Consider the following 13273-nt stretch of genomic DNA (forward strand, 5'->3'; position numbering starts at 1 on the left):
CTTGAATTCAATACGCCCGCTTCGAAAGAAGCAATGGAATTAGCTTCGGACTACAGATTAAAACATCAGGGTCTCACTTATCTCGATCGAGTTTACTGGAATCTACCTGAAGAAGCGCTCTACGAAGAAGCTATCTTCCGCAACGAGGGGAAAGTAATTAAAGGCGGACCCTTGCTTGTAACTACAGGAAAACACACGGCGCGAGCTGCTGCGGATAAATATATTGTGCAAGAAGAATCGACAAATAATAACATCTGGTGGGGAATTTATAATCGCCCTTATAGTCAGGCAAAATTCAACGAATTGTTTGGGCGACTCCAGGCATGGGCACAAGGCGAGGAATTTTTTGTGCAGGATGTTTACGCCGGCACCGACCCCGAGTATCGTATGCCAATAAGGATTATTACCGAAAAAGCATGGCATAGTCTTTTTGTAAGAAATATGTTTGTTACAATCGACAATAAAGATGAACTTAAAAAGTTCGTACCAGAATTTACAATAATCGCCGTGCCCGGTTTAAAATTAAATCCAGTTATCGACGGCACAAGGACGGAAACTGGAATAATATTAAATTTCGGTGCGAAGATGGCAATTATTGCTAATACGCTCTATGCAGGTGAAATTAAAAAGTCGGTATTTACAGTACTGAATTACTTATTGACTTTTGAGGATGTATTACCGATGCACTGCTCGGCAAATGTTGGAGAACAAAACGACGTAGCATTGTTTTTTGGATTGAGTGGAACTGGAAAAACCACACTATCAGCCGACCCCAAAAGGAAATTGATCGGCGACGACGAACATGGCTGGAGTTCGAAAGGCGTGTTCAACTTCGAAGGTGGATGTTATGCAAAAGTTATCCGCCTTTCAGCTGAAAATGAACCAGAAATTTATTCAACCACTAAAAGGTACGGCACTATACTTGAGAATGTTGTTTTCGATCCGGTATCCCGAGTAATTGACCTCGATGACGATTCGATTACTGAAAACACACGAGCTTCTTATCCAATTGAATTCATTCCCAATGTAATACAAGATGGATACGTTAATGCGCATCCGAAGAACATCATATTCCTGACATGCGACGCTACGGGAGTTTTACCTCCAATTGCTCGCCTTTCACCCGAACAAGCTCAATATCATTTCATTAGTGGATATACTTCTAAAATTGCGGGTACTGAAATCGGTCTGGGGATAGAACCTGAAATAACCTTCAGTGCATGTTTCGGAGCCCCATTTATGGTGCGGCATCCATACGAATACGCACAGATGCTCAAGCAACGAATGCTAAAACACAACGCAAAAGTATGGCTCATTAATACAGGATGGGTCGGCGGTAGATTTGGAGTTGGCAAAAGAATTTCAATTCGTCACACCCGCAATCTTTTAAATGCAGCTCTCGATGGAAAGCTCGACAAAGTTCAATACCACAAGGATAAACTCTTCGGATTCGAAGTTCCGACAAGCTGTCCCGACGTACCTTCGGAAGTGCTCGACCCAGAAAGTTCATGGGGCAATAAAGAAGAATACTGGAAAAAATACGACGCCCTCGCAGCAAGATTCATTGATAACTTTAAGATGTATGAAAAATTTTGTTCCCGGGATGTAATTGAAGCCGGTCCAAAAAGATTAAAGTAGATAATTAAAGGCTGCTTAATAAAGCAGCCTTTTAATACTTCTTAAAAAATTTGTTCATACATCCTCAAATGATATCATTATTTATTTCTTTTTAATTTTATATTAAATACTGTGCCTTCTTCTTCATTTGAATGGAAATAAACTTCTCCATTTAAATATTTTTCAATGAACAACCTGGTGCTGTAAGTACCGAGTCCTCTTCCTGTTCCTTCCTTAGTTGAAAAGGAACGATTAAATATTTGCATTTGTACGTCTTGTGGCATAAAGGCAGGATTATGTACTGAAAAAATAATTTGATCATCACCAATAACTGTTTTTACTGTTACTGTATCTCCCGTTTTAGATGCTTCCAGTGTATTTTTAAGAAGATTTCCGAGTGACCTAACAAGTATACTTTTGTCTGATGCTTATCAAAAAGAAACAATCAAGAAATTACATGTGAAGCAACCAGAGCCGCCTGTTCGAGTACTGTTTCAGTTGCAGTCTTTTCTCTGTCAGGGGGATAGCCATATTTTCTCAAAATTTTTTTAACCTTAAGACGTATTTCTGCCCGGGCACTCTCTTTCCTGGTCCAGTCGATAGTAACGCTTTTCCTTATTGTTTGTGTAAGTTCGAGGGCAATTTTTCGTAATGTTTCGTCACCCAGCACTTTAACCGCGCTATCATTTACACCGAGAGCATCGTAAAAGGCTAATTCATCCTCGCTAAGGTTGAGCTTGACACCTCTGTTTTTGTCCTCCCGCACCTGCTTTGCAAGTTCTATAAGTTCTTCAATAACTTCTGCGGCTTCGACACTACGATTGGTGTATTTTTTTATCGTCTCTTCAAGCATTTTCAAAAAAGATCTTCCCTGAACAAGATTTCGTTTTAAGATAATCTTTATCTCGTCATTAAGAAGTTTTTTAAGTGCCTCAAGGGCAAGGTTTTTATGTGGCATTTCTTTAATTTCGGCGAGAAATGCATCTGAAAGGATAGAGATATCAGGCTTTTTAATACCGGCTGCTTCAAAAATATCAATAACTCTGTCGGATATCACCGCTTTTGATATTATCTGTTTAATAGCCGATTCAAACGGGGCATCGATAATTTTTTTTGTATCTGTAAGTTTGGTTAATGAAGATTTAACCGCCTGGAAAAAGCCAACTTCCTCTTTGATTTTCATCGCCTCCTCGTGTGGCAGAGAGAGTGAAAATGCTTTAATCAAAGCTGTAGTTTCTCGAATAAATTTTTCCTTTTTATCTTTTTCTTTAAGGATGTGTTCCATTGCATCGGGAAGAAAAGTTATTCTTTCTTCAGGCTTGAGTACAAAAAACTTTGAGTAATCAAAACCATGAAACATATCTCTTACCACTTCGTACTTTTCAAGCATGAGAGCCACAGCTTCTTCCTGATTGAAAACAGGTTTACCTCTGCCGCCGCTTTCGGTATAATCGCTCAGTGCTTGCTTAAGTTCGGCTCCAATTCCCATATAATCAACAACTAGGCCACCTTCTTTGCCGGGATAAACGCGATTTACTCTTGCTATTGCCTGCATGAGATTATGACCTTGCATGGGTTTATCGAGATACATGGTATGAAGGCAGGGTACATCAAAACCTGTCAGAAACATATCTCTTACAATTATGAGTTTTAACTCATGCGCAGGATCTTTAAAGTTTTCTCCAATTCTTTTTCTTCGCTCCTTATTTCGGATATGCTTTTGCCATTCTACAGGGTCGGAAGCCGAACCAGTCATTACCACTTTAATAAAGCCCCTGTCGTCATCGTCGCTATGCCAGTGAGGTTTTAAAGCAACCAACTCGTTATAGAGTTCGACACAAATCCGGCGCGACATACAGACAATCATCCCTTTACCATCAAGTACTGAAAGACGATTTTCAAAATGTTCTACTATATCTTTTGCAATTCTTTTAATTCGTTCAGGGGCACCAGCAAGTTTTTCGAGGCTCGCCCATTTGCTTTTTAGCTTTTCTTTGCCTTCTACTTCTTGGCCTTCGGTCAATTCTTCAAATTCTTTATCTATTTTTGGTCGTTCCTCTGGTTTTAAATCAAGTTTTGCAAGCCGCGATTCGTAATAGATCCTCACGGTTGCGCCATCTTCAACTGCCTGCTCAATGTCATACACATCGATATAATTTCCAAACACAGCCGGCGTACTTTTATCTGCTTTTTCTATAGGTGTTCCTGTAAAACCAATAAAAGAAGCATTCGGCAATGCATCGCGGAGGTATTTTGCGTATCCGTATGTAATTAATGATTTATCGTTTTTATTGATAATCTTCGCTGCAAATCCATATTGCGTTCTATGCGCCTCGTCGGCAATGACAATGATATTATGGCGGTCGGAGAGAAGGGGATATTTTTCTCTTTCCTCTTCTGAAAAGAATTTCTGTATAGTGGTAAAAACCACTCCCCCCGATGCAACTCTCAAAAGTTCCTGAAGTTCTTTTCGGGAGTTCGCCTGAACGGGTGCCTGTCTTAAAATATCCTGGCAGTGGCTAAATGTATTAAAGAGTTGATCGTCTAAATCGTTACGGTCGGTTAATACAACAATTGTTGGATTATCGAGCTCACGGATGATCTTGCCGGCATAAAATACCATGGTTAAGCTTTTACCAGAACCTTGTGTATGCCATACAACCCCAGCTTTTTTATCTCCTGACGGTTGTGTTCTGACAGATGGTAAATTATAATTTTCAGGTTTTTCTTTTACTATCATTTTTAGCTCTGCCCTTGCCCGGATTGTAGAGGCAACAGCTTTGTTCACTGCCCAGTATTGATGGTATGCAGCAAGTTTTTTATGAGTTTCTCGATTTTTTTCAAAGACTATAAAATTTCTTACTATATCGAGCAGCCGATTTTTATCAAACATCCCGCGAAGAAGGACATCTATTTCTATTTGATTATCTTCGATTTTTTCGCCATCGATAGTTTTCCACTGCATGAAACGTTCGACTTTTGATGTAATTGTACCAGTTCGTGCATGATACCCATCAGTGATAACCAGAACTTCATTATATGTAAAAATTGAAGGTATTTGCTCTTTGTAGGTTTGCAATTGATTGTAAGCATCCAGGATGGTGGCGTTTTCACTGGCAGGATTTTTTAGTTCCATTATAACCAGAGGTATACCATTAATAAATAACACCACATCAGGTCGGCGTTCTATGTTGTTTTCGACCACCGTAAATTGATTGGTAGCCATAAAATCGTTGTTTGCTGGATTGTGAAAATCAAAAAGATAGATTTTCTCGTATCGCTCTTCATTATCTTTTCTCACAGCTATATCAATACCATCTACCAGCATCTTATGAAAGCGTTCGTTTTCGTAAAGTAACAACTGGCTTTCGCTTGTAGTAAGTTGTTTTATTGCCTGTTCGATGGTTTCGCTGGTGGCGGCAGGATTAATTTTTTGCAGAGAATTCTTTAATCGGTCTATAAGCAAAACATCCTTGTAGCTGCTACGCAGTGCAAATAATCCACCGGGCAGGTATTCTTCCTTATCGCCATAAATAATTTCATATCCAATATCATACAAAATAGAAAGTACCCTTTTCTCAAGATCTGATTCTGAAATTGCGTGTTTCATAGATTATTTTATTTCCTCATTTAAAAATTTTTCCGGATCATCTATACGAATTTTGCCGGTCATGAGTTTGGGCAAAAGCGCGTCGCGAAGGGAGGAGAGGGTTCGTGCTTCTACATTAATGTTAATAATCTTTTCAATAATTGGATTAAAAATTTTATCCATCTTCTTAATTGTCATATTATCTGGAATCAAAACCAATGAATTCTTTAAATGGTGTCTTTGTATGTGTCCCATTGTAGTTGCTTTTCCCTCTGCAATATGTCTATAATCTGGAAGATATTGAAGTGTCCAGTAATAATAGAACCATTTAAGATAATCTTTAGATGTTACTTTGAATAAATGCTGATTAAGTGCCCCCTTACCCCCAGTCCATATTACAACTTCAAGACTTCCTGACCAAGAAAATACAACGTCTCCATCATCAATTATGTACTCCTTTGGAATGTTTAGACTCGCCTTATCTGAATCTTTAGTTACTCCTTGCCTTAATTCTCTTATTTTAATTATCGGTAAGTATTCTTCTGTATTCTTTGGAGGATATTTTTGCAAAGGTAATCCATTTAAGAAATTTGCAATTTCGTCTATAGGTTTCACTCTCCACCCCTTTGGTATCTCCTTGTCAAGTTCTTCGTTGTATTCCATAGGTCCGCCGGAGGATTTGTAGGGTTTGCCTTCTTCGTTGGGAAACTCAAAGTCAATAAACCAGTGTTTGAATATTGCCTGGCCTATGGCTTCAAGGGTTTTGTTCATCTGCTGGTTGAGTTCGATCTTGGCATCCAGGTCGGAAAGGATTCTGGCAATGGCGCGCTGCTCGGGGAGAGGGGGGAGGGGAAATTTATATTCGTAGATTCTTTTAGGTGCAGTATGCTTTACCGTTGAACCTGAGGCAGTATTAACAACAAAATTATGATATCTTTTGGTTCTTAATAGCCAATATAAGAAGTATTTATCAATTTTTGGTGACTTAATTATTATTAATCCTAACCTTTGATTATGCAAATAATTTTTTCCCTTTTCTTTAGGAACCAAAGCACTATAACCTAACGTATCACCTTCTTTACTTAAATCGGTCATTATTATGATAAGGTCATCTCCTTTTAGAAGGTACTTTTCTGGAATTTTTCCTAAATAATATTTAAAATAATCAGATTTAAAACCTCCTCCAATCTTGAAATTTCCAGGAGTGAGTAGAATATTTTCATTAGGCACATCTGTGAAAAATTCACCTTTAAACGAAAATCCATGTTTAATTTCAATTTCATCTCCCAATCTCTTCACCTCCCAATCCTCCGGTATTAAGCCAATTTCGGTTTGTTTGAATGTGGTTTTGTTGGGTTTCATAGGTTGGTCCTTGCTAAAATATTCCTTTTTTTCTTTGTTCACTAATATTATTTAAGAAACTTTCAACTCCCCCATTCTTTAATGAATTTAAGAAATTTTCAGTATCTATAGCTAAGTATTCAAAGCTTTCTGTAGATATTTTGGTAAGATTAAATTCGGGGACATCGGAGAATAAAGGATTTTTTTGAATATTTTCGATTTCTTCTAAAATGATTTTTTTTTTACTTTCTTTAAGAATTTTTAAACCAAACTTTTCTTCAAAATAATTTTTCTTAAATTTATCACTTATTTTAGGATTTATGATGAGTAAGATTTTTTCATTATTGTTCATTAATTCGTTGAAAATAAGATTATTGATATGAGGGTCAAAAAAACTATAACCTATAACAATATAATACATTTTCTCTTTTAGCTTTGCTTTAAACATCTCAAGTAAACTAAAAAAAGGTTCTATTGTGTAAACTTTTGAGCCATGACCAAATATAAGTAATGGATCTATTTCTATTTCTATGTTTTTGTCATCTACATCTTCTGTTTTTTTTCTTACCGTTCCATCGCTTAGACGATACCAATCTAACGATCCATGCAATTTATAATAATTTATCCTTGACGCAGAATATGTGTTTTCATCAATATCAGATTTATCAAATCCAACCCATTTATTACTTACAAAACCGGTATAGAGGGTATTTTCTTCTTTAAAGGCGTGTTCCATTACAAGGTCGTTGTTTAGTGTGAAAATTTCTAATTTCAAGTCTGTATTTGATAAATTATTCTTTAAAAAGTTTTTTAATGGTTCTAAAAAATTTAATACTTTAAGTTTTAGCCATTCATCATAACATTTATGTATAATTTTACTTTCGATAGATGAATATAAATCACCTTCATATTTTTTTGATTCGTATTTGTATTCCTGCTCTAACAACATTATTTTATCTGACCAGTTACCCGTAACGGGATATGGAAGATAATTATCTCTATTTTTGATTCTCCTTAGTAAAACCCCGAATTCTTCTATATTTGGTATATAGAAATATTTTCCATTGCTCTCAAGAGACCGCCAGCGTGCCTGATACTCAAGGCAAGAAAGGATAAATTTAATGGTTTTCTTTTCTGTACTTGTAAAAACATCGTTATGTTCATCATTTGATATATTTTCTAAATCCTTAAGCATTTCACTTGATAATTTACAACCAGCAGGTTTCGAAAACCCAGCGCCTGTAAATATTAGTACATCATTAAATATGTTTACTGTTTCGTTCATATAAACCACACAGTTTTTTTAGCCGTTTCATTATTTGGTATTACTTTTAATCGAAAATGTGCCATATATTCAGCCACTAACTTAGAATAAATGGTTGTTACAGGTTGAGCTTTTTGCTTTAAGCTTTTCCAATAAAGACGAGAGAATTCATACACTTGACTAATTAATTCGTGATGATCAAAAGCATTCCCTGGATCATAAATTCTTAATTTAATGGGATATTCTTCTTGACGGATAGGATTTATTGGCTTCTCCCAATATCGCAAATTATTAAAAAGCAGATATTCATTTGGTTTTAATTTAATATATACTCCACTCTGAGGCATATATCGTTCATAATCTAGATCAAAACATATATCAGTAGATGTTTTTGTGTCATTAATTTCCACAACGGCAAAAGAAATACTTGAAGCAGATATTTCTCTTAAAGAATTCTCAATCTCTCTATTTTCTTTTTCGTTTAATGGTTTATAGTAATGAATAACAAGTTTATCAAAGTTATTATTTTGTTCTTTATAGTCACTTATAGCATTAAAAAGATGTTCAATTATTGATCTAATGTTATTTTTTGTACTAAAATTAATTCCCTGAATTACGCCTTCATTATCAAAATAAACTGCAGATCCTAGATATTCTTGTTCTTCTTTTCTATATATATTAAATCCTACTGTTAATTGTTTATAATGTTTTTTTGCCAATTTCCATGGGATCCCGCCTATTTTGGCAAGCATAGCGATAGCAATGTTAGGCAAACCAAAATGAAAGTTTTCCTGAAATATTTTATCTCTTTCAATAAACTGAGAAGGTATATTTTTCTCGAGTAAAATTTTTTTAATCTCAAAATATTTTTTACTTTGTTCTTCTGTAGCCTTAGATTTTGAAAATGGCATTATACAAACAGCTAATAAATTTTCATTCTTTGGAGCAGGGAGTTTTTGTTTTATTTCTTCTACTATATTATCTAAATTATTAGAATCATACTTAATCCTTATGCCTGAGAAGTTGGCAGGTATTCCAACATAGCTCTCAAGCCCTGGAAAATGCCTATATCCTCTTGATAAGAAATTTGCTAACTTATTTGCGCTTTCACTATCTGGGTATACAAATAAAAGTTGGATTTTAGAAATATTATCAGGAAGTTTAAATGGTCCATAATCTCTCATTCCATTTATAGTGCTAAAATCCTCTCTACCTCCACTAAAAATCATTTTATTTTTTTCAAAATCTACAATCTTAACTTCATGTTCTCTTTTAATAATAAAGTTTGGGAAAATGGTTACTTTTTCATTTACTTCCTTAGCGATTGTTTCTGCAATTTCTCTAATTTTATAATAATCTTCTTTATAAAAATGTAATAACGGACACGGGGAAATTCTATTTTGTGTTCTTAATTCTTTGTTAAATTTTACAGGTAAATTATTTTTAGAACTTTCCTTTTTTCTTATTAGCAGATTATTTTCTACAACTTTTATATTTTCATTTGGTCTACTCCCATCATTTTCAACTTCTCCAATATAACTATCTTTGCTACCGATACTTAAAGATAATTCTATATTAAGAGGATTGCCATAAAGATGGAAAACCAGATCGAATCGTTCATATTTCTTAATATTATTTTTATTTGTTTCTGTTTCTTTATATAAAGAAAAATCACATCCTTCTCTGAATGGCTCTATAATATACTTGTCTTTTAATTTCTTAATAAATGTTTCTTTTAACCACTTTCTAAGTAAGGCTTTGTTCTTTGAAAGACTTATATCTACATCTACTGAATGCTCAGAAGCATCATAAAAAGAAATAAAAACATTCGTTTCATTCTCTATTTTTTCTTTTTTTTCTGTTTCTCCTTTCTCTATTTTTTCTTTTTTATTTAAAATTTCTACTTTTAATTCATTGTTATCTGGTAAATTTTTAATAAAATCGAATTCTAATAATTTTTGTGGTTGATATTTTGCCCAAATAGATTTACTAATTTTATTATCTGAAACATCAATATGAAAGTAAACATTTACTTTATTCACATTAATATCAACTCTAAAACGATTAATAACTAAATTCATATTTTCTCCTAATATGTTTTAGTCAAATTTAACGCACATTTTAATACTTTTCTTTTAAATATTTTTTTCCCTTTCACTCCCCTACCTCCCAGTGTCCGCCCTTGTCTGGGCCGATTCTTTTAATTTTACCTTGTGTTTTTAGTTTGGCAAGATGCTTTTCAATTGCTCTTGTTGTAAGTTTTAAAGATCGTGCAAGTTCTTCAATGGTTATTTCCTTGTTATTTTTAATTAACTCAATAATTTTCTCCGAACTTTTCTCCGAACTTTTCTCCGAACTTTTCTGTGAACTTTTTGGGCGTTCTAATATTACTGTGAAAAAACCTGTAGACTGAAACTCCGGTAAAGGGAGGTTTGCTTCTTTCATAGCATTTCTCATCCTTTCAATACCAGAACCTGCTTTTTCTACAAGATTGACGGATCTAAGAAGGTTAAACAATAAGGGATTTCTTGATATACTTTTTTTACCGAAATCTGCTTCTTTAATGGCAGGGACAAGACCACCAGGATTGCTGATTTCGACCCTATCGTCATAGACATCTATCTGAATATTAGCTCCTTTTTCGTTATAATCTCGATGTGCAATTGCATTCACGACTGCCTCTCTAAGAGCTTCTTCTGGAATTTCTAATACTTCTTTTCGTGGCCCAGCATTTTCAATTATGTATTCAACATTTAAGTTTCTTATTAGAAATGCGATAGCATTTTCGTAATTGGAAAGTATGTCTTCGGTAAAATCTTTTTTATCAATAATTTTATATTTGTTTGTGCCCTTATACATTACGCAGGTTATGATTGCCTGCCTGAAAAATTTTTCTACTTCATCGCAAAAAAACAGTACGCCTGCATTTTTAAAATATCCGTTCTCTGTTAATACTCCAATGTTTTTTAAAATATCTTCGTCAGGAATAACCCGACTAATTTCAGCTCTCCGTAAAAAGTTTTCAAATCGTTTTTTACTAAAACCATTGTTAAATGTAAATTGCTTGTTAATGCCTTCATCAAATAAAATTTTCCCCTCTTTGTTAAAAAAATCTCTTATTTCGTCTGTCGATAATTTTTGTGAGTTGCTTGCCTGTCTTATGAAAAAACCTTCAGAACAACGATAAGGCTTATTCAAGCCTTCTTCAACATTTATAATGAGTACATTATCGAAGTCATCAAAGTGAATATATACCTGGGGATCACAGTTTCTAGCAACGTCTTGAATTGCTGATTTAAGTTTATTGGTTATATTAATTCCTTTAACTTTTTTCTCGTCAGTAATACCAAGAAAAACCCTCCCGCCTTCAGCATTGGCTAAGGCAACAAATTCTTTTGCGAGACTTTTAGAGTCGAAGCTTTCCTTAAACTCAACCTGTAATCCCTCGCCCTGTCCAATAAAAAATTCAAATTCTTCCTTTGTCATATCTTCCAACCAATTTTTTCAAGATTTCTTTTTATTTTCTCATCAAGCCTTCTTCCTTCTTCCATTTGCTTTGCCAGTTCTGAGGTAAGGGTTTTCATTTTTTCTTCGAATGTCTCATCGTCTTCTTCCTCTGCCTCTGTGCCCACATAGCGGCCGGGGGTGAGGATGTGGTTGTGTTTTCGTACCTCTTCGAGCGTGGCGGATTTACAAAAACCCGGTATGTCTTGATATTCAAGTTCATTTTCTCCTCGCCAGGCGTGGTAGGCATCGGCAATTTTTTTAATCTCCTCGTCGGTTAATTCTCGGTGTCGCCTGTCGACCATCACCCCCATTTTGCGGGCATCAATAAAAAGGATTTCGCCTTTACGGGTTCTGAATTTGTTATTTATTTTATCTCTGGAAACAAACCAGAGACAGGCAGGAATCATGGTATTGTAAAATAGTTGAGAAGGCAGTGCTACGATGCAATCAACCAGATCAGCTTCGACAATATTTTTTCGTATTTCCCCTTCGTTGGAGGTCATCGAGCTTAAAGATCCGTTGGCCAGGACAAATCCGGCAGTGCCTGTTGGCGAGAGGTGATGTATGAAGTGCTGTACCCAGGCGAAGTTGGCATTGCCTTTTGGAGGAACGCCAAATTTCCATCGCACATCTTCCTGTAAATGTTCACCTCCCCAATCGCTTACGTTAAAAGGCGGATTGGCTAATATAAAATCAGCTTTTAATTCTTTAAACTGGTCATCGTGGAAAGAATCGCCCCATTTGATGTCGGCTTCTATTCTTCTTATTGCCAGATTCATTTTGCAAAGTCGCCAGGTAGTCTGGTTACTCTCCTGTCCGTAAATGGAGATATCCCCAATTCTTCCGCCATGCGCTTCGATAAATTTTTCGCTCTGAACAAACATTCCGCCAGAGCCGCAGCATGGATCAAAAATTCTTCCTTTGAATGGTTCAAGCATTTCTACCAGAAGTTTTACTATGCTTTGTGGTGTGTAGAATTGTCCGCCTTTTTTCCCTTCTGCATCGGCAAATTGCCCCAGAAAATATTCATAGACTCTGCCAAGTATATCTTTGCTTTTATTTTCTCTGTCTCCCAGCCCAATAGTGCCAATTAAATCAATTAGCTCGCCCAGGCGTTGTTTGTTTAATGCGGGACGGGCATAAATTTTTGGTAACACTCCTTTAAGCGAATTGTTTTCCTTTTCGATGGCGTCCATTGCATCGTCGATAATTCTGCCAATTTCTGTTTTTTTTGCATTTTCAAGCAGGTATTCCCAGCGGGCTTTTTTGGGCACCCAGAAAACCCTCCTGGCAATGTATTCGTCTTTATCTTCAGGATCTGAATGTGGTTCATCTTTTACTTCATTATAAACTTCAGTAAAAGCATCAGAGATATATTTAAGAAAAATAAGACCGAGCACAACATGTTTGTATTCAGCAGCATCCATGTTGCTACGAAGTTTATCAGCCGTTTGCCACAGCGTTTGTTCAAAACCTAAATTTGCACCGTTATTGTTTAATTTTGGCATGTCTATTTTCTCCAACTACAATAATCCATTGAATTAATCCTTCAATTATAGTACAGATATAAAACCTGTATATTTTTATATAATTTTTTCGATAGTTACATACACAATTTTATCTTCCTTATAAATATTTTTTCGTATTGAATAAAGAGTGAATAATACGTGTTTAGCACATCTGCTAAGAAATGCCCAACTTTAACAAATTTGTTTTTATTTTTATAGCCTTTTGACATTAATAATATATCTCTTTGTGGACATCTTACTTTAAAAATTGCCAAAGTAGTTCAATCATAATTTCTTGAACTTGCCCTTTTTACCGCTGGAGCAAACCTTCGTGGTGCTATTACTACATTTCTTTATGTGTTTTTAATAAACAAAATTTTTATTGCAAGATATATTAACTAATAACATTAAAATATTTTCCTTCAATATTAATTACAAGATATTTTC

8 protein-coding genes are annotated in these 13273 nt (G+C 35.2%); 1 reads left to right on the forward strand and 7 read right to left on the reverse strand.

Features of this window, described 5'->3' with window-relative positions:
* Positions 1 to 33: 33 nt before the first annotated feature.
* Complete coding sequence (gene pckA, locus ACSSV9_RS05905; RefSeq protein ID WP_437346420.1) at positions 34 to 1638, forward strand: phosphoenolpyruvate carboxykinase (ATP); 1605 nt, start codon at positions 34 to 36, stop codon at positions 1636 to 1638.
* 77 nt (positions 1639 to 1715) lie between these two features.
* On the opposite strand, the gene ACSSV9_RS05910 is transcribed toward pckA, so the two are convergent.
* The 7 genes from ACSSV9_RS05910 to ACSSV9_RS05940 all read right to left on the reverse strand — a co-directional run bounded on the left by ACSSV9_RS05910 (position 1716) and on the right by ACSSV9_RS05940 (position 12826).
* Entirely contained in the window at positions 1716 to 2030 is a 315-nt protein-coding gene (locus tag ACSSV9_RS05910) for an ATP-binding protein (RefSeq protein WP_437346421.1), read from the reverse strand.
* Positions 2031 to 2062: 32 nt separating this feature from the next.
* Entirely contained in the window at positions 2063 to 5227 is a 3165-nt protein-coding gene (locus tag ACSSV9_RS05915) for a type I restriction endonuclease subunit R (RefSeq protein WP_437346316.1), read from the reverse strand.
* Positions 5228 to 5230: 3 nt separating this feature from the next.
* Positions 5231 to 6568: a restriction endonuclease subunit S gene (locus tag ACSSV9_RS05920; protein ID WP_437346317.1), complete on the reverse strand. Its 1338-nt coding sequence runs from the start codon at positions 6566 to 6568 to the stop codon at positions 5231 to 5233.
* 13 nt (positions 6569 to 6581) lie between these two features.
* Entirely contained in the window at positions 6582 to 7832 is a 1251-nt protein-coding gene (locus tag ACSSV9_RS05925) for an SIR2 family protein (RefSeq protein WP_437346318.1), read from the reverse strand.
* Positions 7829 to 9892, reverse strand: a complete 2064-nt coding sequence (locus ACSSV9_RS05930) for a Piwi domain-containing protein (RefSeq protein ID WP_437346319.1) — start codon at positions 9890 to 9892, stop codon at positions 7829 to 7831. Before ACSSV9_RS05930 ends, ACSSV9_RS05925 begins: the two co-directional genes overlap by 4 nt.
* A 73-nt stretch (positions 9893 to 9965) precedes the next feature.
* Positions 9966 to 11297, reverse strand: coding sequence for an ATP-binding protein (locus tag ACSSV9_RS05935; protein ID WP_437346320.1), 1332 nt, complete (start codon positions 11295 to 11297; stop codon positions 9966 to 9968).
* The gene (locus ACSSV9_RS05940; RefSeq protein WP_437346321.1) at positions 11294 to 12826 is read right to left on the reverse strand and encodes a class I SAM-dependent DNA methyltransferase; all 1533 of its coding nucleotides are present in this window, start codon (positions 12824 to 12826) and stop codon (positions 11294 to 11296) included. The genes ACSSV9_RS05935 and ACSSV9_RS05940 overlap by 4 nt, the downstream gene beginning before the upstream one ends.
* Positions 12827 to 13273: the final 447 nt, after the last annotated feature.

The sequence above is a fragment of the Melioribacter sulfuriphilus genome (genome assembly GCF_051488685.1).
Classification (GTDB): domain Bacteria; phylum Bacteroidota; class Ignavibacteria; order Ignavibacteriales; family Melioribacteraceae; genus Melioribacter.